General features: G+C 59.3%; 23 protein-coding genes and 1 tRNA gene. 13 read left to right on the top strand and 11 right to left on the bottom strand.

Annotated features, from left to right (window positions below; all coding sequences use genetic code 11):
- Positions 1–85 precede the first annotated feature (85 nt).
- The 4 genes from leuC to AC1EJ1_RS06935 all read left to right on the top strand — a co-directional run bounded on the left by leuC (position 86) and on the right by AC1EJ1_RS06935 (position 4,539).
- Positions 86–1,498 carry a 3-isopropylmalate dehydratase large subunit gene (leuC, locus tag AC1EJ1_RS06950; protein ID WP_480295591.1) on the top strand — a complete coding sequence of 471 codons (1,413 nt, stop codon included), beginning with the start codon at positions 86–88 and terminating at the stop codon, positions 1,496–1,498.
- A gap of 110 nt (positions 1,499–1,608) precedes the next feature.
- Positions 1,609–2,259, top strand: a complete 651-nt coding sequence (gene leuD, locus AC1EJ1_RS06945; protein ID WP_070727043.1) for a 3-isopropylmalate dehydratase small subunit — start codon at positions 1,609–1,611, stop codon at positions 2,257–2,259.
- Positions 2,260–2,350: 91 nt separating this feature from the next.
- Positions 2,351–3,676 (top strand): UDP-N-acetylglucosamine 1-carboxyvinyltransferase, encoded by a 1,326-nt coding sequence (gene murA, locus AC1EJ1_RS06940; protein WP_070727045.1) that lies wholly within the window; start codon positions 2,351–2,353, stop codon positions 3,674–3,676.
- 95 nt (positions 3,677–3,771) lie between these two features.
- Positions 3,772–4,539 carry a lysophospholipid acyltransferase family protein gene (locus AC1EJ1_RS06935; RefSeq protein ID WP_141757377.1) on the top strand — a complete coding sequence of 256 codons (768 nt, stop codon included), beginning with the start codon at positions 3,772–3,774 and terminating at the stop codon, positions 4,537–4,539.
- Positions 4,540–4,635: 96 nt separating this feature from the next.
- Here AC1EJ1_RS06935 and AC1EJ1_RS06930 read toward each other — a convergent pair whose 3' ends face one another.
- A complete protein-coding gene (locus tag AC1EJ1_RS06930; protein ID WP_285014433.1) occupies positions 4,636–5,373 on the bottom strand; it encodes an AMIN-like domain-containing (lipo)protein in 738 nt (245 codons plus the stop codon).
- 131 nt (positions 5,374–5,504) lie between these two features.
- Between AC1EJ1_RS06930 and AC1EJ1_RS06925 the strand changes: the two genes are divergently transcribed.
- The 4 genes from AC1EJ1_RS06925 (at position 5,505) to AC1EJ1_RS06910 (ending at position 9,157) form a co-directional block, all read left to right on the top strand.
- A complete protein-coding gene (locus AC1EJ1_RS06925; RefSeq protein WP_285014435.1) occupies positions 5,505–6,611 on the top strand; it encodes an NAD(P)H-dependent glycerol-3-phosphate dehydrogenase in 1,107 nt (368 codons plus the stop codon).
- Between the two features lie 61 nt (positions 6,612–6,672).
- Positions 6,673–7,812, top strand: a complete 1,140-nt coding sequence (locus AC1EJ1_RS06920) for a D-alanine--D-alanine ligase family protein (protein WP_285014436.1) — start codon at positions 6,673–6,675, stop codon at positions 7,810–7,812.
- A 25-nt stretch (positions 7,813–7,837) separates the two neighbouring features.
- Positions 7,838–8,752, top strand: coding sequence for an ATP-grasp domain-containing protein (locus AC1EJ1_RS06915; RefSeq protein WP_285014438.1), 915 nt, complete (start codon positions 7,838–7,840; stop codon positions 8,750–8,752).
- A 54-nt stretch (positions 8,753–8,806) separates the two neighbouring features.
- On the top strand, positions 8,807–9,157 hold the full coding sequence (locus AC1EJ1_RS06910; RefSeq protein WP_227469349.1) for a metallopeptidase family protein: 351 nt from the start codon (positions 8,807–8,809) through the stop codon (positions 9,155–9,157).
- A 15-nt stretch (positions 9,158–9,172) separates the two neighbouring features.
- Here AC1EJ1_RS06910 and AC1EJ1_RS06905 read toward each other — a convergent pair whose 3' ends face one another.
- Positions 9,173–9,424, bottom strand: coding sequence for a hypothetical protein (locus AC1EJ1_RS06905; protein WP_480295590.1), 252 nt, complete (start codon positions 9,422–9,424; stop codon positions 9,173–9,175).
- A complete protein-coding gene (locus tag AC1EJ1_RS06900; protein ID WP_480295589.1) occupies positions 9,421–9,942 on the bottom strand; it encodes a hypothetical protein in 522 nt (173 codons plus the stop codon). The genes AC1EJ1_RS06905 and AC1EJ1_RS06900 overlap by 4 nt, the downstream gene beginning before the upstream one ends.
- A gap of 288 nt (positions 9,943–10,230) precedes the next feature.
- On the opposite strand from AC1EJ1_RS06900, the gene AC1EJ1_RS06895 reads away from it, so the two are divergent.
- Positions 10,231–10,303 (top strand) — tRNA-His (locus AC1EJ1_RS06895).
- A 58-nt stretch (positions 10,304–10,361) separates the two neighbouring features.
- Here the strand turns inward: AC1EJ1_RS06895 and AC1EJ1_RS06890 are convergent.
- On the bottom strand, positions 10,362–11,393 hold the full coding sequence (locus tag AC1EJ1_RS06890) for an alpha/beta hydrolase (RefSeq protein ID WP_285014441.1): 1,032 nt from the start codon (positions 11,391–11,393) through the stop codon (positions 10,362–10,364).
- Between the two features lie 229 nt (positions 11,394–11,622).
- Here AC1EJ1_RS06890 and AC1EJ1_RS06885 point away from each other — a divergent pair, with 229 nt between their 5' ends.
- The 3 genes from AC1EJ1_RS06885 (at position 11,623) to AC1EJ1_RS06875 (ending at position 13,575) form a co-directional block, all read left to right on the top strand.
- Positions 11,623–11,931 carry a hypothetical protein gene (locus AC1EJ1_RS06885; RefSeq protein WP_480295588.1) on the top strand — a complete coding sequence of 103 codons (309 nt, stop codon included), beginning with the start codon at positions 11,623–11,625 and terminating at the stop codon, positions 11,929–11,931.
- Positions 11,928–13,058, top strand: a complete 1,131-nt coding sequence (locus tag AC1EJ1_RS06880) for a hypothetical protein (protein ID WP_285014442.1) — start codon at positions 11,928–11,930, stop codon at positions 13,056–13,058. Before AC1EJ1_RS06885 ends, AC1EJ1_RS06880 begins: the two co-directional genes overlap by 4 nt.
- Before the next feature lie 175 nt (positions 13,059–13,233).
- A complete protein-coding gene (locus AC1EJ1_RS06875) occupies positions 13,234–13,575 on the top strand; it encodes a hypothetical protein (protein ID WP_285014443.1) in 342 nt (113 codons plus the stop codon).
- 37 nt (positions 13,576–13,612) lie between these two features.
- On the opposite strand, the gene AC1EJ1_RS06870 is transcribed toward AC1EJ1_RS06875, so the two are convergent.
- The 6 genes from AC1EJ1_RS06870 to AC1EJ1_RS06845 form a co-directional block, all read right to left on the bottom strand.
- On the bottom strand, positions 13,613–14,494 hold the full coding sequence (locus tag AC1EJ1_RS06870; RefSeq protein ID WP_285014445.1) for an anchored repeat-type ABC transporter permease subunit: 882 nt from the start codon (positions 14,492–14,494) through the stop codon (positions 13,613–13,615).
- Positions 14,488–15,321 carry an anchored repeat-type ABC transporter ATP-binding subunit gene (locus tag AC1EJ1_RS06865; protein WP_285014446.1) on the bottom strand — a complete coding sequence of 278 codons (834 nt, stop codon included), beginning with the start codon at positions 15,319–15,321 and terminating at the stop codon, positions 14,488–14,490. The genes AC1EJ1_RS06870 and AC1EJ1_RS06865 overlap by 7 nt, the downstream gene beginning before the upstream one ends.
- Before the next feature lie 2 nt (positions 15,322–15,323).
- Positions 15,324–16,421 carry a choice-of-anchor M domain-containing protein gene (locus AC1EJ1_RS06860; protein ID WP_285014447.1) on the bottom strand — a complete coding sequence of 366 codons (1,098 nt, stop codon included), beginning with the start codon at positions 16,419–16,421 and terminating at the stop codon, positions 15,324–15,326.
- Positions 16,422–16,423: 2 nt separating this feature from the next.
- Entirely contained in the window at positions 16,424–18,118 is a 1,695-nt protein-coding gene (locus AC1EJ1_RS06855; protein ID WP_480295587.1) for an anchored repeat ABC transporter, substrate-binding protein, read from the bottom strand.
- Positions 18,119–19,966 carry a TIGR03773 family transporter-associated surface protein gene (locus tag AC1EJ1_RS06850; protein ID WP_285014449.1) on the bottom strand — a complete coding sequence of 616 codons (1,848 nt, stop codon included), beginning with the start codon at positions 19,964–19,966 and terminating at the stop codon, positions 18,119–18,121. It lies immediately after the preceding gene.
- A gap of 205 nt (positions 19,967–20,171) precedes the next feature.
- Complete coding sequence (locus AC1EJ1_RS06845) at positions 20,172–21,689, bottom strand: amino acid permease (RefSeq protein WP_285014450.1); 1,518 nt, start codon at positions 21,687–21,689, stop codon at positions 20,172–20,174.
- Between the two features lie 302 nt (positions 21,690–21,991).
- Between AC1EJ1_RS06845 and AC1EJ1_RS06840 the strand changes: the two genes are divergently transcribed.
- Positions 21,992–22,630: a PepSY domain-containing protein gene (locus AC1EJ1_RS06840; RefSeq protein WP_285014451.1), complete on the top strand. Its 639-nt coding sequence runs from the start codon at positions 21,992–21,994 to the stop codon at positions 22,628–22,630.
- 94 nt (positions 22,631–22,724) lie between these two features.
- Here the strand turns inward: AC1EJ1_RS06840 and AC1EJ1_RS06835 are convergent, their stop codons facing one another.
- Positions 22,725–23,327 (bottom strand): GNAT family N-acetyltransferase, encoded by a 603-nt coding sequence (locus AC1EJ1_RS06835; protein ID WP_285014453.1) that lies wholly within the window; start codon positions 23,325–23,327, stop codon positions 22,725–22,727.
- Positions 23,328–23,389 lie beyond the last annotated feature (62 nt).

Below are 23,389 nucleotides of genomic sequence, written 5' to 3'. Positions count from 1 at the left end.
ATTTATGCACCCAGTTCGACGGCGGTGCTGAAAATTCGCTGAATCAGAGGGAACTGACGGTGATGACACGCGTGAAGGAGGAATCATGAGCGGCACATTGGCTGAAAAAGTGTGGGCAGACCATGTTGTGACGAAAGGCGAGAACGGTGCCCCGGACCTTCTTTACATCGACCTGCAGCTGTGCCACGAAGTCACCAGCCCTCAGGCATTCGAAGGGCTGCGCCTGGCCGGACGCAAGGTTCGCCACCCTGAATTGACCATCGCGACAGAGGATCACAACACTCCGACAGTCAATATTGACCTGCCGATCGCAGACCTTACCTCGCGCACTCAGATCAACACGCTGCGAGCCAACGCCGAAGAATTCGGCATTCGCCTGCATTCACTGGGAGATTCGGATCAGGGAATCGTGCACGTGGTCGGCCCGCAGCTGGGTCTGACTCAACCGGGTATGACAATCGTGTGCGGCGATTCGCACACGTCCACACACGGTGCATTCGGCGCCCTCGCATTTGGCATCGGAACCTCTGAAGTCGAGCATGTCCTGGCTACCCAGACACTACCGCTGGTCCCTTTCAAGACAATGGCGATCACGATCAACGGCACGCTGTCACCGAGTGTGACAGCCAAGGACATCATCCTCGCGATCATCGCGAAGATCGGCACAGGTGGCGGGCAGGGATACGTCCTCGAATACCGAGGCGAAGCCATTCGCGCACTGTCAATGGAAGGCCGCATGACCATATGCAACATGTCCATTGAGGCCGGTGCGCGCGCCGGAATGATTGCTCCCGACCAGACCACATTTGACTACCTGAAGGGTCGCCCCCACGCGCCCGAGGGCGAGCAATGGGACGAGGCTGTGGAATATTGGTCCACACTGTATTCAGATGACGACGCAGTATTTGACGCCGAAGTGGTGCTGGAAGCTGAAGAGATCGAACCATTCGTCACATGGGGAACGAACCCCGGTCAGGGCGTCCCGCTGTCAGCAAGCGTGCCCGATCCGGAGAACATGGGTGACGCAACCAAGCGGCATGCAGCTGAACGAGCCCTCGAATACATGGATCTGCGTGCAGGAACACCAATGCGGCAGATCCCCATCGACACTGTTTTCCTGGGATCATGCACCAACGGACGTATTGAAGACCTACGGGCTGCGGCGAAGATTATCAACGGGCGCCACAAAGCTGACGGCCTGCGAATGCTCGTCGTCCCAGGATCAGCGCGCGTGCGACTGCAGGCTGAAGATGAAGGCCTGGACAAGATCTTCAAGGACTTTGGAGCCGAGTGGCGAAACGCCGGATGCTCGATGTGCCTGGGGATGAATCCCGATCAACTGTCGGTTGGTGAACGCTCCGCCTCCACATCGAACCGCAATTTTGAAGGACGCCAGGGCAAAGGTGGACGCACCCACCTCGTCTCGCCACTGGTGGCAGCGGCGACTGCCGTGCGCGGAACACTGTCCAGCCCAGACGATCTGGAACCGCAGGCCTGACCGGAACGACGCGCGCGCCGTCCTTACGCGCAGCGCACGAGCCCCGGTCAGATAGCAGCCTACGTACCGGACCAGCAATCGTAGAAAAACACTTGTGGAAGAAGAGTGAGATGGAAAAATTCACCACCGTCAGTGGCGTGGGCGTGCCGCTCGAACGGTCGAATGTTGACACCGACCAGATTATTCCGGCCGTCTACCTCAAGCGCGTTGCCCGCACGGGCTTCGAGGACGCATTGTTCTCAGCGTGGCGCTCAGACCCGAACTTCGTGTTGAACAACCCGGCCTACGAACACGGGACGATCCTGGTGGCAGGCCCTGATTTTGGCACCGGCTCTTCGCGTGAGCATGCGGTGTGGGCGCTCAAAGATTACGGGTTCCGAGTCGTTCTGGCCCCCTCGTTCGCGGACATCTTCAGAGGAAACGCGGGCAAACAGGGATTGCTGGCCGGGCAGATCAGCGAAGGCGACTGCCAGCAACTGTGGAAGCTTCTACGCAACGAACCAGGCGTCATGATGACCGTGTCACTGGAGAACCGCACCGTGACATGCGGCTCGTTCACCTGCACGTTCGACATCGACGATTACACGGCGTGGCGTCTGCAAGAAGGCCTGGACGACATTTCATTGACGTTGCGCAACGAAGATGCCATCAAAGCGTACGAGGCGCGCCGCCCCTCTTTCAAGCCGCGCACCCTGCCGGTGCGGACCCTGCCGAAGGAAACAGTCGTGTCGGCTCGCCCCAGCGACGAGCAGGAGCAGTGAGAGATTCCTAGCAGTGCGCTCCCTGAGACTCCGTTGCGCACTCGACTGTCATAGAGTGAGACAATACGGATTCTTCCACGAGGAGCTTCAGATGACGTCGATACTTGAAGTTGAAGGGGGACACCCGCTCACGGGCAGCATTACCGTGCGAGGGGCAAAGAACTTTGTTCCTAAGGCCATGGTTGCAGCCCTCCTTGCGACCACGCCCTCTGAGCTGTACAACGTTCCGCTGATCCGTGACGTGGATGTGGTGTCGAATCTTATGCGCCTGCATGGTGCGCACGTCGACTTCGACCAGGACCGCGGCGTCATGAGAATTGACCCCTCGAACGTTGAAGTGGCTCAACGCTCTGACATCGATGCTCTGGGCGGATCCTCACGCATCCCGATCCTGTTTTGCGGCCCGCTGCTGCACCGCATGGGTGAAGCGTTCATCCCACAGCTGGGAGGATGCAACATTGGGGGACGCCCCATCGATTTTCACCTGCAGATCCTGCGCCAGTTCGGTGCGATTGTCGACAAACGATCCGACGGCATCCATATGTCACGGCCAGCCGAAGGGCTGCGCGGAACAGTCGTGGACCTGCCGTTCCCATCAGTGGGAGCCACCGAGCAGACACTGCTGACCGCGGTTCGTGCTGAAGGCGTCACGATCCTGCGCGGCGCGGCCGTTGAACCGGAAATCATGGATCTGATCAACGTGCTGCAGAAAATGGGCGCGATCATCTCACCAGATACCGACCGTTCCATCCGTATTGAAGGTGTCAAGGAACTGGTTGGATATCGGCACACCTCGCTGCCCGACCGCATTGAAGCAGCATCGTGGGGAGCGGCAGCACTGGCAACCGGCGGCGATGTGTACGTCCAGGGTGCGCGCCAACCCGACATGCTCACATTTCTCAACACCTTCAGGAAGGTCGGCGGCGCCTTCGACATCGAGAAGGAGGGTATCCGCTTCTATCATCCTGGTGGTTCTCTGCATTCGATCGCGCTGGAAACGGCTGTCCATCCCGGGTTCATGACGGACTGGCAACAGCCACTGGTTGTCGCCCTGACGCAGGCCGACGGGCTGTCCATCGTCCATGAGACGGTGTACGAAAACCGCTTCGGGTTCACTCAGGCGCTGCGCCAGATGAAGGCGAATATTCAGGTGTATCGAGAGTGCCTGGGTGGGACTCCCTGCCGTTTCGGTCAGCGTAACTTCTACCATTCCGCAGTGATTTCGGGACCGACGCCGCTGCAGGCAGCTGACATCACCGTGCCTGACCTGCGTGGCGGTTTCTCCCACCTCATCGCAGCGTTGGCTGCGACGGGAACGTCCCACGTGGCCGGCATCGACGTGATCTCGCGCGGATATGAGCATTTCCTGACCAAACTGCGCCAGCTGGACGCCCGCGTCCAGTACGTTGACAACTGAAGCGACTCCTCGGCAGTGCCCAAGAACCAAGCGGCACCGACAGCTCGGATTGAAGACGCCTTATTGACCGACCCCTGTGATTAAGCTGGTGAACTGTGAGCAGAATTCAAGGCCTGTACAAGAATGCGGTGGCGGCGGTTTCACCGATCATGCACACGTGGATCAACTTTGACGTCACGGGGGAAGAAAACCTGCCCGAATCAGGCGGCTTCCTGGTGACCCCGAACCATATTTCGAACACCGACCCGGTGTGCGTGGCGTTTGTCCTGGGTGAGCTGGGAATTCCGACCCGCTTCATGGCCAAGAACGAGCTGTTCAAGGTGCCGGTGCTGGGCGCTGTGATGAAGAAACTTGGCATGGTGCCGGTGCTGCGTAATTCCTCGCATTCTGTGGACTCGCTGGCAGGGGCCCGTAAGGCGCTCGACGCGGGTCAGTGCGTTGGCATCTATATTGAAGGCACTCTTACACGTGACCCGCAGTACTGGCCGATGCGTGGCAAGACGGGTGCTGCTCGCCTTGCCCTGGATACTCGCTGCCCGGTCATCCCGATTGCACAGTGGGGTCCCCAGGCGATCCTGGAGCGTTACTCGAAGGCGCTGGACATTCGTCCCGGGCGCAAAGTGCGCATGACAATCATGGAACCGGTCGACCTTTCCGACCTGTATTCCGATCAGGGATCGCAGGACCGCGAAGCGGTGGTGGAAGCGACTGAGCGCATCCAGAAGGCCATCACTCGTGGGGTGGAGGAACTGCGCGGAGAGAAGGCTCCTGAACAGCCGTGGGATCCTGACAAGATGCAGGGGCCAGCCAAGAAGACGCTGGGACGGTTCGGGCACTGGCGCAGGGGCGTCCAGGGACGCTGATTTCATTGCAATGCGGCGCCTGTGCCCCGTGTACTCATATCGACGAGGATGACTCTTCCGCCCGCTGCCCGCTGACCACCTGAGCGACGAGGCGGCTCATTTGCGTATGTCGATTACCACTCGCATCGGGTCTTCAAGAATTCCAATCTGATAGACGCGCTGTTGATCCATGCCGATCACAACATGCGTGCGCCCTTCAAATGTGCCGTCCTCAATGATCGACAGCGGCCCGATATTGAGCAGAGGAGGCCCCGAGTAATACACGTTCTGATCTTCTTCCTCCAGCGGCATGGCGGTGCCCTCAATGCCCACATCCAGGAAGGTGGCGCCGCGGATCTTCAGCGGCAATCCGCGTCCTTGCTCAAGAGGCTGAGCCGCACGGTCAACGTACCAGCCGGGTAGGCCCTCACCTGAAAATTCGATGACGAACCGGTAGAAGTTCTCATGTTCTCCCACTCGCATGTCATGGAAGATGAGCTGGCTGCCTTCAACAGGAGCGGATTCCTGATGAGTGGGACCGTCAATCCATTGATCGACGTTCACTGGCAACGTTGCATCTTTTTCGTCTGAGAGGTTCGCTTCCGGCTCATTGGGTGTCGCGGATGAATCCGTGTCGCTGCCGGAGTCGGAAACATCCGATTCATCCGGTGTCTGCGGCGTGTCGGGTGTGCTTTGCTGAGAATGCTCGCTGGCACCGGATGCTGAGGCACCCTCGTCAGGAGTTGATGAACAACCGGCGACAAGGAGGCTGGCTGCGGCAATCCCTGCTGCGACAGCAGGCAGAAAAGCACTGTCACGTTTTGATCCCTCGTTGTGCGGTCCGGGCAGCACCATGATCACAATCTCCTTACAGGGCGTCGCTTATGCGCACTCGTGCGCATGTGGCAGTACCCAAAAGCTTATCTCCCATTTTTCGTACTTGTGGCTCAACCGCGATCTGAGTGCCCACGCAGTAGAGTTGATGTATGACACCTCACGCAACGACCGGCTACGACGCTCACTCCCACACGCCTCCGGCGGACAGCTCCGAGGAACGGGCAGGCGCACCTGAACAGCGCTTCACCCACGCCAGCGTGCTGGGCACCGGAGCATGGGGAACAACCTTCGCGCACATCCTGAGCCAGGCCGGCCTCACCGTGTCGATGTGGGGTAGGAACGAGGGCGTCGTCGACTTCATCAACTCTCATGAAAACTCAACCTACCTGCCTGGTGTCACACTGTCCGATGCGATTAACGCGACGACCGACATCCGGCAGTGCATTCAGGACTCGAACCTGTTATGCATCGCCGTGCCCGTGGGGGCGGTGCGCGCCACTTTGGAACAGGCCACACCCGCACTGGACCCCGATGCCACATTGCTGTCCCTGGCCAAGGGTCTTGAACTGGACACGCTGCGCACAGTCCATTCAGTGATCTGCGAGGCAACCGGCTTCGCACCGACCAGCGTGGCCGTCATGTCCGGTCCGAACCTGTCGCGCGAAATTGCCGACCGTCAGCCGACGGCAACGGTCGTGGCATGTGAGGACATCGAGCGCGCCACGATGATCGCACGCACCTGCCACACGTCAACATTCCGCCCCTACGTGAGCGGCGACGTACTTGGATGCGAAATCGCCGGTGCTGTCAAGAACGTCATCGCCGTTGCCATTGGAGCCGCCGAGGGAATGGGCCTGGGAATCAACACGCGTGCCACACTGATCACCCGCGGCCTTGCTGAAATGACCCGTCTGGGTACGACACTGGGAGCCAGTGCCGACACCTTCGCCGGTCTTGCCGGTATCGGTGACCTTGTGGCGACCTGCTCATCGAAACTGTCGCGTAACTACTCGCTGGGTGTGCGCATGGGGCGCGGAGCTTCCCTGGACGAAGCGCTCGAACTGTCTCCCGGCGTGGTGGAAGGTGTGCGCTCCGCACTTCCGATCCTGCAGCTGGCTCGCGCTCACGATGTGGATATGCCGATCACGGAGAGCGTGGTGCGCGTGGTCCATGACGGTGACTCCATTGAGCACATGGGTCAGATGCTCATGTCGCGCCCTCAGAAGATGGACGGGTGGCGCATCGAACTGCTGTGAACCGAGGCATCAGGGGGCGCCCTCGTCAATAAACGCGGCAGACGGCGGTAGGCTTAACGCCATGACGACTCAAGCCCGACCCCGTGTCCTCATGGTTTTTGGAGGACAATCAAGCGAACACGAGATTTCGTGCGCCACTGCCGCAGGGATCCTTTCAGCGATCGACCGCGACGTGTGGGACATTGTGCCGGTGGGCATTACGAAGGATGGCCAGTGGGTGCGCGTCAGTGACAACCCTGATGACCTTGAATTCCACGACGGGCATGGGCACGAAGTCACCGCGACGGGCGCACATGTGGTGTGGGGGCCGCACGGACACCTCTTTGAACTGTCAGACAGTGACGAGGGTGGCCAAGGCCTGCGGACGGCACGCGATCTGGGAGCAATCGACGTTGTGTTCCCGCTGCTGCATGGCCCCTACGGTGAGGACGGCACAATCCAGGGGCTCCTAGAGATGGTTGGCGTGCGCTACGTGGGATGCGGTGTGGCAGCTTCTGCGGTGTGCATGGATAAGCACCTGACTAAGACAGTGCTCAGCCAGGCTGGCGTAGACGTAGGGCGCTGGGAGTTGGTGACGGCCGAGCAGTGGTCGCATCACAAGGACGATGCGCACGAGCGGATCCGTGCCCTCGGATTGCCTCTGTTTGTCAAGCCATGTCGCGCTGGATCCTCCATCGGTATCACGCGTGTGGACCAGTGGGAGCAGCTGGACCAGGCGATCGAAGAAGCACACGCGCACGATCCGCGCGTCATCGTCGAATCAATGTTGCAGGGGCGCGAAGTTGAATGCGCCGTCTTGGCCACCCGCGCTGAGACAGGGGAGCGGGCTCCGGCTCGTGCCGCAGTTCTGGGTGAGATTATCGTGCCTGACGGCGAGTTTTACGATTTCAACTCCAAGTACGTGGACGCGGAAGCTGCCACGCTCAAGTGTCCTGCAGATTTAAAGAAGGCAGACGCCGACCGGATCCGTGATGTTGCGATCCAGGCGTTTGCCGCGGTGGGTGGTGAAGGACTCTCACGCGTTGACTTCTTCTTCAACGACTCAACCGGCGCCATTACCGTGAACGAAATCAACACCATGCCGGGGTTCACTCCCATTTCGCTGTACCCGCGCATGTGGGAGAGCTCCGGAGTGGATTACGGTCAGCTGCTCGATACTTTGCTGCGCGAAGCACTTGCACGCCCGCTTGGGCTTCGCTGAGATCCGATCGGGGTAATGTGGAGTCATGTCGAAACCGAAGGTAACGCTCGTAACGTCAGCGGAGATGCCTGACCTGTACACCAATGATGCCGGACTTCTTGATGCACTGGTCGAGCGAGGTACCGATCCGCACATCGCAGTGTGGAACGACCCGAACGTGAACTGGGATGATGCCGGTGTTAGCGTCGTCCGCTCAGTGTCGGACTACGCCACTGACCGTGATGCCTTCATCCAGTGGAGCCGCTCGGTTCCACGTTTGCTCAACCACCCCGATGTACTGGAGTGGAACTCGGATAAGCACTACATGATTGAGTTGGAGAAGCGTGGCCTTCCGGTGATTCCCACGATGTGGTTGGAGCCGGAACAGAACCTGTCGAAGCATCAGGTGCATGCACGTTTTCCCGCCTCGGGTGACTTCGTCGTGAAGCCGGCTGTGTCCTCGGGTGTGCGCGATGTGGGTCGGTACTCCGCCAACGACACGAAGCAGCGTCAGGCCGCGATCATGCACGCGATGACGATGCTGTCGGAGGGCCGTTCGGTCATGGTGCAGCGCTACCTGGAGGACATCGATATTCACGGTGAGATCTCGCTGCTGTTCTTCAACGGCCTGGTTTCGCACTCGGTTGAAAAAACCGCAATGCTGTCCCCGGACACCATGTCGGCACCTGTGTTCCGTGAATCAGTGGTCGAGGCGCGTGACGCGAGTGCCGAGCAGTGGCAGTGGGGCGAGTTGATCCGCTCGGTCCTGCATTCCTATGTGCGTGATCGGATGGGCCGCGACGAGCTGTTCCTGTATAACCGGGTTGATCTTGTCCCCGACGGGCAGGGCTCGTTCAGGGTGATGGAAGTGTCACTGGTGGACGCGGACCTGTATCTTGCCTCGTCACCTGCCGCCATGAACAACTTTGCTGACGCTATTGCGATGCGCGCGTTTTGGTGAGCATTGCGGTGCTGCGGGCAGGTGCGCTCGCAAGATCCTGTGAGGGCGGCCGGCGTGAGCGTTGACGTCAGCTTTGATGAGTTTGAACAGATGGTGGCGCGTGCAGTCGATGAGATCCCCGAAAGACTGTGGCGAGCAATCGACAATGTTGCATTCATTGTCGAGGACGACCCACCCGAAGATTCACTGCACCTGTTGGGTTTGTATGATGGCGTGCCTCTGACTGAGCGCAGCGACTACGCCGGGATGCTGCCGGATCGTATCTTCATATTTCGTCGCCCCACCCTGGCCGTGTGCGACACGCTTGAAGAAGTCGAGGACGAGGTACGCACAACGGTCATCCACGAGGTCGCTCACTATTTCGGTGTTGACGACGAAGAGCTCGACCAGTGGGGGTGGGGCTAAGCAACCCGCTTTGGCCTATTTATTGGGGACCAGCAGGCGAGCCTCAGGACCGGGTTCGTCGATGACGATGTGCCCATCAAAGACCCTGAAATCTTCCCCTGGAATCTCATGCTGAGTCTTTCCGTCGGGGGTGACGATGAAGTACCCGTCATCAGTTCTCATCACAACGGATCTTCCGTCGGCTGCCACGGCTTTAACTTCGCCCATATCGTCGAAGTTAAAGCCAGTGGTGGCGAACAGATCGTCACGCTCGTGCCTGAGCGTCACGACGTTTCCCTTGGCGTCGACGCTGGCCGGGCCATCTTCCCGATGGGCAAACATCGCCGAGGACGGAACCAGGGAATGACTGACCACGCTGTCGGCAAGCTCTTCAATCCCTTGAAGGTACCCTTTTCTGTGCCGTCGTAGGCGTAAATTGTATGTTCGGCTTCCTCGTCATCTGCTGAGGAGTCGTAGACGATGTAGCCGTCGCTGATCGTCTTAACCCAGCTTTCTTCGCCGCCCACGGGGTCCATTGTGGGTTCGCCTGTTTCGAGATCGTATGCCGTGGTCCGCTTTTCGCCGTTATCGCACACCAGAACTTCTTCAGCGACGATGGCAATCGGGTCATAGGTGGGGATTTCACCATCGGCAGATGCTGTGCCGCCGCCACTAGCATTGTCATCACTCTTAGTGGCACCGCCTCCGCTGGAGCACCCGACCAGAAGGCCAAGCGATATCAATGCGCTGAGGGTGATGATTCCTGCGTTCCGGTGACCTGATCGTGCGCGACGTGGGATCGACATCGCTCGTCTCTTTTACATATGCTTAAGAAGCGGTCTTTTCCGCATGATACTAGGCAAAACATGGGTGCTGAGGTGGAAGTGCGGCGATCAGGATCGATGCTGCAGAATTGATGCAGGACTTTCACTGACATGTTCCGAATTGTTGACGGTGATGTTGCGAACGGTGGAGCGTGCAGCAGTGAATGCGGGACGTGTTCGATGCCACCATCGGAGGGGGCGTGAGAATTTTCAGGTCCGGCGTGAACTCTGATAGAGTAAGCATTCGTTGCACCGGTCGGTGCGGCAGTGGTGGCTGTAGTTCAGCTGGTAGAGCACCTGGTTGTGGTCCAGGACGTCGCGGGTTCGAGCCCCGTCAGCCACCCCCAGGGAAGCCCCGTAGCCTTGAGGTTACGGGGCTTTCGCTTGAATACGCGGAGTCTTCACCTGTTGCAAGCGGTGAGCTCGTTTTCGACCTGACGGATCGTGTCCTCAGGAAAACGGTCGGGTGCCTGTTCGAACAGGATGCGTGCAGACATGTGCGCTGACGCCGGATGCGCTTCCACGAATGCCAAAAGCTCAGGTGCCAGTTTCTGCAGGATCGCGCGTGCCTGAGGAACTGCCAGGAGGCGATCGACTCGCATGTCGATCCCCACTCGGCGTGTATCTGTATAGGACTTCCACGTCATCGCAGCACCCTCGAGCGGGAAGGGGGAGAAAATGCGCCGCAGGAATGTAACGGAAGCTTGGAACCACTGCGCAACCGCCTCATCTGTGCTTCCCGCTTGCCCGTTAGCCGTGTGAGCCTTCGCCAGGCTGAGGCCGTGAGCACCCAGAAGGTACATGTGCGCCTCCACGGGCACGTTGTGCGCCATCAGCGCGCTGACCAGATCAGTCGTATTGGAAGCGGGAACCAGGCCGTCGCTTTGAGTGGTGAACACGAATGTGGGAGGAGTGGATTCGTCAACTGAATCGACCACATCGAGGATCTCTTTACCCATCAAAGGGCCGAACTCGGCTCGCGTGACGGGGTAACCAAGGACGAGGGCGTCCGGCCGGTCACCGCGCGTCGTTGCAATGGATGCCGCCAGGTGGCCACCCGCCGAAAAGCCAACTGCAGCGATCTGATGAGGGTCGCTGCCATACTTGCGTGCGTGTCGACGCACCCATTGCATGCATTCCTGCCCATCGTTAAAAGACTGCTCCCACGGTGCGTCCTGACCCACTGCGTAGCGGGCGACGAATGCGTTGAATCCTTCAGCTGCGTAGGCGAGCGCTACTGGCTCTGCTTCCCGGTCCGAGCAGAACTGGTAACCGCCGCCAGGGAAAATCAGGACTGCAGGGCGAAGACCTGTGGACAGCTCCTCGCTTGCGGACAGAGCGTAGCCGGTAATTGTGGCACTGGGAGTGATTGCTTGAGTAAAGACATCCATGGTGGTTTCGCATCCTTGGGGTACAACGTGTGAACTGATCATACGCCGACTTTGTGTCAGCCAGTCGAGTCATTGGAATGCTCTGTGTGTGATAGAGCAGTCCAGATGAGGGACATCTGCGTATTGAATGAGATAGCTGAAGCGACAGGTGTGCCGGTTGTTTTCACCGAAAACACTTGTATTGTCTAGAGTTTGTATGATAGTGTGATGTGAGACATGATCCACCTCAGTGTCGTGACGGTAGAGCCAGTGCAACCGGACAGGATCGACGATGACTTTTTCAATGTCCCCCGAAGAAATGAAACAGCTGTCGAACGATCTGAACCAGCTGTTTTCTGCGTTCTCCACTGTCAAGACGCCAGCTCACCCTGGGATCGGGGTGCTTGGTCAGCCGGAGCTGAGCGATGCATACGAAGCATTTTCCCAAGCCGCACAGACACGTGTTGGGGAAGTCGGGCAATGGTGTAACAAGACATCTGAGGCCGTTGCGACTGCCAGGAAGCAAAGTGAACAGACGGACGGGCAATGGGCCCGGAGTTTCAGATATGACCCAGAACGTCAACACAAATTCAGGTCGTGATCGCCATGCCGCTCTTTTCTCTTCTTATCGGTGATATTCCGGGAGATGCCGCCGCCATTAACGCAACAGCCTCAGGTGTGGAAACCACCGCACAAGTGATGGAAACGAATACTCAGGAACTGGAAGGAATTCCTGGCCGAATACGTGCATGGGAAGGGGAAGCGCGCGAATCGTTCGACAGCGCGCATCAAGAGATTCGAAAACAGGCGTTGCATGTGGTGGACGGAATCGGCCAGGCAGGCGATGCCTTCGTAGGATATGGAGCCTCGGTTTCAGCGCTTCAACGAAAAGCCGACGAACTCCATCACCAGGCGCTCACAATCGATGCGCAAATTGATGCGGCTCCGCCCCTGGAGAAACTGGCAACGATCGTAGCTGTTGCGCGTCAGGGGAACGGGCTGCTGTCGGCATTAATAGCTCTTAATGACTCGACAGAAGGGCGTGAGCATCTTCGGAACATGATCAAGCCCCATTACGATGAAAATGGAAAACTCGACGGCTATTTTGTGACGATCTATGATGATCCGCTTCATCCTGACGAAAGTCGGAAACGAACTGAATTCGTTGATGACGTATATGCGAGTGGAGCCCGTGGAAAAGACGGGAAAGCGAATGTGTATTCGCTGTTTGAGTCGGCCTATGGGCAAATGCATCAGGGCGGAACGATGCCTGGCAACAATGGCGGCATCACCGGTGGATGGCCTGGCCCTGCCACGAAGGAACTGTCCGGCGGGGACTATCACGTCATCGATAAGTCGAACGGCTTCCTGTTCTTCAAAGAAGGATATAAGCCCTGGGATCAGATGGAAGTCAGAGGTGCGCTTGAAGCTGACAAGCCTGTTACTGCGGAGACAGCAACGACAAGCGGACAATTCCATCCGGACAGGCATACCGCCGTGGTCCATGCCACAGACTCCAGCGGACGGGACGTCAACGTCGAACTTGTGGGACAGCACGCCTATCAGGTCAAGAGCGCGACAGCGGATACGGTCACGATTGTGAATCCATGGGGCCACAACTATCTGGAAGGTGGAGGAACAACTCCCACCGGTGAAATCACCATTTCCTGGGAAGACTTTGGAAAGTATTACGGCTCGATCGCGGTTGGAGATGGATATGCGAAGTAGATATGGGAGCAGGGGACAGGCCCTCCTGGCATGCGCTTTCGTAGTCGCGATGGGTGCCCTTGCCGGGTGCTCTGATGGAGAAACAGGACAAAGCGAGAGCACCCATCAGCAGTCGAAATCAGACTCAGAGCCAATCATCGGTGGAAATCACGGACAAAACGGGAGCAAGACTATAGTGTGTGACAACGGAATTGAACTGACGATCGGTGAGAATGCGCCGCTGTGGCTGGACAACGCCGGCAATTACACCGCGACGATCACTGCGCCGCAGGTGCAGGATCACTTTATGAAGACATATCTGAATGCCGGAAGCACACAGGGCGGTATCCAGGTAGTGCTACTGGCTGGAGAATCGGCAACTCTGGAATCCGTGGGGACATTTACCCTGATCAGCGTTGAACCGACCACGAGCATTGGCGTAGACCCCAATGGCAGTGCCACTTTCTGCTTTGAATCCGACGAAGGATTCGCCCTGGCTGACGACCTGCGCGAGCTCGAACGCAACCAATCGGAATAACCCATACAACCACGTGCAGCCTGTCGTCCGCGATCGCTTAGCGGGCTGCAGATGATGCGGGCACGCGGTCTCGCGCGCGGCGGCCTGCCAGCCCATGTCGCGGAGCAAGAACCCACGCCACAACAAAAACAACTGTCAGCGTGACAACAATCGTCGCCCCCGTCGGCAGATCACTGCTCCACGACAGATACACGCCGATCAGCGAGCACAGCGCCCCGATGGCAGGGCCAAGAAGCATCATCACGCCTAGGCGATCAGTGAGCAGACGTGCGGTGGCTGCCGGCGTCACCAGCAATGCCAGCACCAGAACATTTCCGATCGTCTGCACCGAAATGACAACCGTCAGCGAAATCACTACAGCCAGCAAGACGTCCACAGCCAGCGTCTGCATCCCGGCTGCGCGAGCACTTTCCCGATCCAGCCCAACCGCCAGGAAACGCTGATGCATCAGCGCAACCACAACCATGATCCCAGCGCTCACACCCAGAACAACGGGAACATCGGATGCAGGTATTCCGGTGATGGAACCGAATAGGAACTGCTGGAGCGAACCGGCGTAGCCAGGCGCCCTCGACATGATGAGCAAACCCAGAGCGAACGCACCAGCAAACAGTACTCCGATGACAGAATCTTCCTTCAAACGCCGATTGCCTGACAACAGAGCGACCAGCACCGCTGTGACGATGCCGGCGATCGCACCTCCCAGTACCAGAGATCCCTGAAGGACGAACGCGATGGCAAGGCCGGGGAACACAGAGTGGGCAACTGCATCACCCATGAACGCCATCCCTCGCAGCACAACGTAGGACCCGACCACACCGCAGACCACGGCGCAGCACACACAGATCAGAAGCGCCCGAGGCAGGAAAGCCAACAGGGGATTGTGCAGATCCTGCCAAAACTCGCTGAGCGTCAGCATGCGTCCTCCAGTCGTTCTGTCGGCAACAGGCGCAGCAGCGGGTTGTCGGAGCGAATGTGGAAGGCCTGCACCCACAACGTCGGATCAGCAAGCTCAGCGGCAGTGCCGTGCGCAATCACCGTGCGATTGAGCAGCAGCAGCTGATCGCACGTATGGAGCGCGGAGGCAATGTCATGCGTACTCATCATGATGGTGCGGCCTTCGCCGGTCAGCCGCTGAAACAGATCAGTCAGGAGTTCCTGGGTGGGCATGTCCAACCCCGTGAACGGCTCATCGAGGAACAGTAACTGCGGATTACCGGCGAGCGCCCGGGCAACCAGGACGCGCTGGCGCTGCCCGCCTGACAACTGTCCGATTGGACGGGAAGCCAGATCCGACAGCTCGACTCGATCCAGGGCGCGCGAGACGCGCTCATGGCGCTCGCGGCGTGCGATGGAATCGAAACGCCGCATCATGCGGAGCGTGCGCGATCCCTCGCCGGGGTGGAGGCGCGCAGCCATATCGACACATTGGCGCACGCTGATGGGGTACTCCCACGCGAATTCATGGCGTTGAGGAACGTACCCGATCATCGGCGCACTCAGATGCGTCCCTCCGGCTTGAACGCTGCCGGAGCTGATCGGCACCAATCCGAGCAGCGCGCGCATCAGTGTGGTCTTGCCAGCACCGTTCGGGCCGATGAGGCCGATCAGGCAGCCGGGAGGAACAGTGAAGCAGACATTGTGCAGAACCGAACGGCCCGCCAGTGACACATTCAGGCCCGACACGCTCAGCGCATCGCCTGCCGGTGACCTGTCCGCCGCAGCAGTTGGTACCGTGAGAGTCATGCCTATCGAGTGGTCCTTTCTGAATCCTGTGGATTGACGAGGGATGAGCCTGCGCGCTGCTTCCTGTGCGCCCTGCTCACAAGCCACGCCACGCCCGCACCCATCAGCACGACGGCTGCAATGATGGCGATCCACAGGGGAACGGACGTATTCGAATCAGACACGTCCCGCGGCCCTTTCAGAGCCGACTGGTCCTGTGAGGAAACACCGGGCGGCGCCGATTCAGCAGTGGATGCAGAATTGTCGCCAGCTTGTTCGCCTGCTCCAGACTGGTCGGAAGCGCCCTGAGAATCGGCAGGATCTGCAGTTGAGGGCACAGCACTGAGGGCGTCGTGCGGATCAGTCTGGCTGCCGACAGCGACACGCATGACAGCCTGAGCCGTCGCGTCAGACGACGCGTTGCCTGCACCGTCGTCAGCTGCCACACGCAGATGAACCAGGTACACGCCCGGCTCAGAAAATACCCAGTTGGCATGGACATGAGTATTGGCTTCCATCCATACCTCACCGGCAGGTGTGCTGCCCGCTGATCCGTCAGCGCTGTTCGCCCCCGAATCCGCCAGCACACGCGGCGCTCCGAACGTACCGTCCTGCAGGAACAGCCACATGCGGCCCGGCCCCTCGACACGTTCAACCGTCATCGTGGCGCCCGTTCCCATGCGCTTCAGTGCCGCCGAATCCTGCGTGTTCCACCCGACCCAGGGCACATCGACCTGCTGAGTTTGCGGGATCACCCAGGCGCGCTTACCCTGCGCGCCTTCGAGGAAGGCGTAATCGTCTGTATCCGGCACATCCATCATGGACTCATCGCTCACGTGGATGGCAACCGAATCCAGGGTGCGCCACAGTGGTGTGGCAGCCGAATCATCGCGCGCCAGGATCTGCCACGTGCCGTCGATGACGCGCGGACCGATGTCAACGTGTCCGCGCGAAATCACGGTCGGATCAGTGGAAACGGGTTCATCTGCCTTAACCGTCTGATCCAGGGCAGGGTCAGCCTCGTCCATCGGCGCAGACAAGGCGGGCAGGGCCAGGCAGGCAGTGGCGGCGAGGGCCCCCAGGGCGGCACTGGTCAGGCGTGAAATCAGGGATTGTGTCACGGTTACTCTTTCGTTGAATCAGCAGGGCAGAGGCATGTGCGCAGCGAATCGGCATTCGCGCGCATCATGTCGATGTAGGTCGGGGCGCGTGAATCCAGCGTGTCGCCGTACAGAGGGCAGACTTTCACGCCTGATTCCTCTGCAATCGTGCGCAGCGGTGAGCGCCCTCGGGCCAGGTTCGGCTCCAGGAAAACGGCGGGAATCTTCAGGTCACTGAGCGCTGCCTGGAGTGCTTGGCGGTCAGCGAGGGATGGCTCTGTGGCCGGATTGGGAGCCAGGAAGCCCGCCACGTCCAACCCGTACGCGTCGGCAAGATAAGCGAACGCATCAGTAGTGGTGACCAGGTGGCGTCGCTCGGGCGGGATCTGCTCAATCGTCTGGGCCATATAGGTGTCCAGGTCAGCCAGCTCGTTGAGGTAGGCGGCGCTGCGGCGCTGGTAGGTTGCGGCCCCTTCGGGATCAGCGCGCATCAGTTCGTCGCGAATGACCTGCACGTATGCGCGCGCATTCGATACGTCGTGCCACAGGTGCGGGTCGATCTCGCCGTGTGCATGCTTGCCGAGGACTGCCTGCGGCAGCAGATAAATCGGGTCGCCTGGATGGCCGAGGAATCGGAAGCCATCTGCCGGAATTGAGGTCAAAGTGGAAGCTGGAACTGACAGGACGGCGCGATCCAGGTTGATCCGCTCCAGGCTCGAATCCCCGCCCGCGTGTGAATCAGCCATGAGGGTCACGTCACCGCGTTCCAGGTCCACGGTCACATCCGCATGGCCAGAATCGACGACGGTGCGCCTTTCGCGCGCGGCAACTTCACCGGGGTCAATGCCCACAGCCACGACCAGTGTTCCATTGCGCAGGTTGCTGTCAGGCAGGCCGCGCCCGGGGTGGATGGTCGCTCCCAGCGTGAGGCGGTAGATCCCTGGCTTTGTGAAACCCCAGCTCATGTGCTGGTGCGCCTGGGCGGGAAGGCGCATCTGATCATCTGAGCATGCCTGTGTCTGTGAAGTCTCTGTCTGCCCGCCCGCAGTAAAGGCGATGCTGGGTGCACCGAACGTGGTGGTCAGCCACGCGCTCGCCACCGATCCTTCGGGTAGGTCTGCGCCGGTGCAATACAGGGATATTTCCGATGCTCGATCCGCTCCGTATTTCTCCCCGCTGCCGCTTACCCGCATGCCGAGCCACACCGTATCCAGTGCGCGATCTTCGACCAGCGGGCGTACTTTCGCACCGTATGCCGCGGCAACTTCCGCGATGGACACCGAGCGCGCCTGGGAAGGCAGGTTGGCGTCGAGCGCGCGGATTATGGCATGTTCTTCGAGCAGCAGGTAGTTCGAAAATGCCACGTCAGCGTAGGCGACGTCGCGGATGTCGCGCAGTGAGGGCTCATAGGTATGCGGATCTGCCCCATCGGGCACCAGTGCATTAACCGACACGCGCTCACCGCCGACCTGACGCACCAGGTCAGCCAGGATTCCTGTGGTTGTCACGACTTTGAGCGCGCCGGTTTGATCGGCACCTGCTTGCGCGCGTCCGATGCCGCTGCACGCGCTTATCGTGGCGACAGATGCCGCAGTGACGAGGGCGACCACCGTGCGTGTCAGCAGTGCGCGACCTGTGATGCGAAAGGTGTGTGCTGCAGCATGCAGGTGGGCTGGCCACCCTCGTCGTAATGTGTGGAACATGGCGATCAGCGGCATCTAGCGATCGCAGCGTGTGCGACGAGCAGCGTGGTGCATGCCCAGACCAGCCAGGCCCGCGATGAGCACGAGGCCGGCAAGAGCCAGAAAGCTGTTGGCGCCGGTTGACGCTAGACTGGTGGCGTTTTCCGGCAACTCACATGCTTTTCCGGAGGGGGTGCGGCCCACGATTTCTGTGACGACGTGCTGGCCGTTCTCATCCACATGGACGCCTGAGGCTGCGAAAGCTGCGGCATTGGTGGGGGTGAGTGTCTGGCTGATGGTCACGGAGTAATGGCCAGGAGCTGTGAAGACCCAGTTCGGATGCGCGTGAGTGTTGGCTGGCAGTGTGAAGGAATCACCGGGAGCGGTGAAGATTTTTTCGCCTACTCCGCCGCCAAGTCCTCCGGAGAAGAAGACGCCCAGACGGCCAGGACCTTGCACATCCTCGAGTGTCCATCGCACCTGACCGGTTGTGGCGCCTGACAGTTCGGGGCGCTGTGAGTTCATGCCGAGCCACGGCACACCGTGCTGCTGTGTGGAGCCGATCATCCACACGGGCGTTCCTGCGGTGGTGAGAAATGACAATGCTGAGGGTGCTTTGAGATATGCGGCGCCTCCCACGGCAAACGTCAGGCTCGACGGATTGACCCACGATGCGGGCTGACTGCGATCGTCTTTGAGCAGTGCCACGGCACGCCCGTTGGAGATGCCGACGCCGAGGTCGAAGTGTCCATCGGTCGCATCTCCTGAAGCGTTCGGGCCTACCGAAAAGTGCAGGGTTGTTGTGGCGACTGTGGAATCACCGTGGGGAGCAGATTGTGCCTGCGCAATCTCCGCTTCGGTGGCGGGTCGGGTGATTTCGGTGGCAATGCACTTCTCCGGTTCCGCTTTCGGAGTTGGTTGTGCTGCTGAGCCATTGTGTGCTGGTGAGTCTGCGTGCGGTTTCGAGACGGCTGCTGGCGAGTCAGGCTGTGCCTGTGAGCCAGTGCCCGTCTGTGAACTGCTTTCCGTTTGCGTGCCGTCGCCTGACTGCGTGCTGTCACCTGTCTGCGTGCCGTCACCTGTCTGCGCGTCGTCACCTGCCGGGGAGGTGCTTTCGTCCCCTTCAGGGGTTGCAGGTGTCGTGGCTGCCTCGCCCTCGCCCGGCTTCGAGCCAGGTTCATCAGTGCCCTGTGAATCTGAGGCAGGCTGTGCATGTCCTACGACGATCGTGTACGTATGTGGGGTGCTGTGAACCTGAGAGCCATCGGTGCGCGTGGCACGCGCGGTGACCTTGAGCATGTAGGTACCGGCATGTGTAAACAGCCAGTTGACGTGCGCATGCGCCAGATAAGGCTGCTCGATAGTGGAGCCGGCAGGATCCAAAGCGAGGGACTTGTCGGTCAGTACTGACTGAGGCGCACCGAAGGCTGGTGTCATCCACGCTGCGATCCGACCTCCCTGGGGACCTGAATACGAAATGTCGAAGTTCGCGCCCGTGTAGGAATCTCCCAACGCCAAAATGTCCCATCCCGGCCACAGCAGGTTGAAATCCTGCTTTTGCGGAAGCACATACGCCTCTGGTGCACCGGGCACACCCGCATCGGATGGAATCGCTGTTCTTGCAGCTTCCTTGACGACGAATGTGACATCTTCAGGGGCGTGACGGACGCCTGCGCCCGTAACGTCTTCTTTCACGTCGAGGTCGATTCCGCCTGAGGAGGCGGCACTGAGGTGAAAAATATCGACGTGACCGTGATCAAGGGTGAGTGTGTCGGATGCCGGCGACGGCATGGCGTTGCTGAGTGAGGCGACCACACTGAGCAGTGCTGCTGCCGCAAGGGCTTTGACGCCGCGGCGCCGAGTGAACGTGTGTGAATGGCGCATCAGACCTCCTGTTAAGAACGATTATCAATATGTATCAACACTAACATAGTGAGAATCAATCTCAAAAGGGTGGGGCGTCTAACAGAGCACACAGAACAGCGCACACAGAACAGCGCACACAGAACAGCGCACACAGAACAGCGCATAAGGAATCGGCCTCGCGTCGAACGCGAGGCCGATTCTGTTAGGACAGGGAACGGTGGAACTACTGCGCTGTCCGCGACAGGTCGGCATTCATCGGGTCAACTGCGCGCGAGCGCGTCACCAGTTTATGTCCGCCCCAAATGGCGAGGAAGAAGAACAGCCCGATATAGATACCGATGAACTTGATGACGGAGAATTCGCCGGCAATCACGTCGAGGGACTGACCTACCACGACGATCGCACACATCGCCAACGCAATGAGCGGACCTGCAGGATAGAGCAGAGCGCGGTAGGGCAGATCCTTCGGGTCCTTCCCTTGAGCCTTATATGCGCGACGGAAACAGAAGTGTGACCATGCGATTCCCATCCACGTGATGAAACCGGCCAGGCCGGACGCGTTCACCAGCCAACTGTAGACAACGCCGGAACCGACGCGAGATGTGGCGAAACATGCTGCGCCGATCAGGCACGTAGCGGCCAGAGCAGCCAGGGGAACACCGTGTGAGGTGACACGACCAAACAGACGAGGCGCCTTACGCTCCTTCGCCATTGAGTAGAGCATGCGAGTGGCGACGTAGACACCGGAGTTTCCTGCAGACAGAATCGAGGTCAAAATGACCGCATTCATTACACCTGCAGCACCGGCGATGCCGGCTCGCTCAAAGAGCAACGTAAAGGGTGACTTTGTGACGGCTTCAGTGAAGCCTTGTGCGGTGGAATCGTCTGCACTTGCGCCCTGCAGCAGCGACGGGTCGGTGTAAGGGATGAGGAAGGCAATCACCAGGATCGCGCCGATATAGAACAGCAGGATGCGGAAAAAGACCGCTCGCGTAGCCTTGGGAACGTTCTTCTCCGGATCTTCAGTCTCGCCGGCTGCGATGCCGATCATTTCTGTTCCCTGGAATGAGAATCCGGCGATCATGAAGACCCCCATGATTCCCCAGAAGCCGTTGACGAAGGGCGCCTCGCCAATCTGCCAGTTAGTCAAGCCGGGCGAATCGCCTCCCAGGATACCGACGATCATCAGCACACCCAGCGCCAAGAAGATCAAGACGGTCACGACTTTGATGGCGGCGAACCAGAATTCAGATTCACCAAAACCGCGCACACTGAACGCGTTGAGGGTGAACAGAATCAGCAGGAAGACGCCGGACCAGATCCACGGTGGAACTTGATCCGGCGGGAACCAGTACTGCATGACGATGGTGGCGGCAACGAGTTCGGCTGCCACCGTGATCGCCCAGTTGTACCAGTAGTTCCATCCCTGCGCGAAGCCGAAAGACTTGGAGACGTAGCGCGTCGCGTAAACCTCGAACGCACCGGAGGAGGGGCAGTATGTGGCCATCTCGCCCAGTGACTGCATGAGGAAGAAGACCATGACGCCGATTGCGCCGTACGCCAGCAGTGCGCCACCTGGCCCTGCGCCGGTGATGGTGCCACCTGATGCGACGAACAGGCCCGTTCCAATTGCGCCTCCGATGGCGATCATGTTGAGGTGGCGAGCCTTGAGGTTGCGTCGAAGGCGTGGATCGGCTTTGCCGTGGCTGCCAGTTTTTGGCGTCGCAGCAGAATCAGACATACGTTCCCCCTCGTTGAGTAAGCAGTCAGTCGAGAATCAGCAAAGAAGTCGACTGTCACCAGCATGTGAACACGGTAGGCCAAAAATCGCCCTCGTGGAAAAGTGTTCGTATGGTGGATACCTTGCGCAAGGTCGGATGAACGGCATCCAAATAGCGAAACTTACTGATAGGTATGCATAATCATGCGGACGTCGAGGGTTGCGCACGCTGGCGCCGTTTGAGGGTGGTAGCAATGCTTCGCGCGCCGTGAATCTGGCGTGATCGCTTGCAAAAGTGGGAGAGTACTTGACAGGATAAAGGCATGAAAACCACACGAAAACTGGCATTTGTCCCTGCGATCGCGTTGGCATTCACTCTCGGAGCCTGCAGCTCCCAAAATGACCCCGCACCAGTTGAATCTGAACCCACGTCAACTACTGCGACGAGCGAGGCAACTCAGTCTTCCTCGGACGATGACCGTGATGATGATGCTGATGACACCGCCGAATCTGGAGATGACGATCAGGCCTCTGCGGCATCAGGTGTTTCATCCAACGAGCAGGCTCTGGCGGCTGTGGCGGCTGCTGAGGGTGTGAACGGTGGCCGCGCCTATTCTCTGGAAACCAACCACCAGCGCTCCGAGTGGAAAGTGAAGGTTGTTGAGGGTAATGAAGGCCGTATCTACGTCATTGATCAAAGCGGCAATGTCGTGCGAAACGAGATCGACGACGACTTTGATGAAGATGACAAGCATGTCACGGATGCTGGAATCATCTCGCTGGCAGATGCGGTCAAGGCTGCTCTGGCCGAGCGTCCCGATGGTTACCTCGAATCCGCTGACTTCGACGACAATGACGACAACAAGTTCTACTTCGAAGTTGAACTCGAAAACGAAGCCGGCGGAGACTTGGCCGAATTTGACATCGACGCTGAAAGTGGCGCTGTGACAGTTGAGGGCTGATGCAGGTGAGCTGGAGATGATCCAGCGCATGTAGTCTGCGGAAAGTATGAGCTCGGGCCCACCGCTGTTGAAGGCGGTGGGCCCATTTCATGCCTCATTGACGAAGTGAGGCATGCAGCGCCCGTTTAACGATGAATTCATGATCGCGGTGGCAGCCGACTTTGAATCGGTATTCCCCCGCGTGCGTGAAGCCGAAACGCTCATAGAATCGCTGCGCGCGGTCGTTGCGTGACCAGACGCCCAGCCATAAGGCGTCCGGCTGACGCTCAAGAAGCCAGTCGACGGCGATGGACATGAGCTGTGTGCCCAGGCCTGAATTCTGCAGGCCTTGCCTGACATAGAGCCGCTTAATCTCCCCGTCGCCGGAGCGCACATCAGGGTGGGGAAATGAGCATGATCCGGCAAGCACATACGCGACCGGTTGAGAGGTCTCCTGCGCGTCGGGATTAGTGTCTCCACCATCGCCAGCATCGAACGCCAGCCAGACGGCGCATTGGGGGCCAGTGAGCAGCGTTGTGAGCGCGTTGGGCGAATAGGTCGATTCGAGGAAGTCCTGGAGGTCATCGGGCGCGTACAGATAACCGAAGGTCTGTGTAAATGTCGTGATGGACAGTTCCTGCAGTGCGGAAACGTCAGCGCGTGTGGCCTTGCGGATCGTGAATGGCCGGGACTGGGGCGTGTCGGTAGGGATGCTCATGTTCCCACGGTATCGGCCATAGCTTCATGCTCGCGCGCGTCCGTGACTGCGCACTTTGGTGC

The organism is Pauljensenia sp. C0170B4, from assembly GCF_056590235.1.
This window is presented reverse-complemented; position numbering and strand designations above follow the sequence as displayed.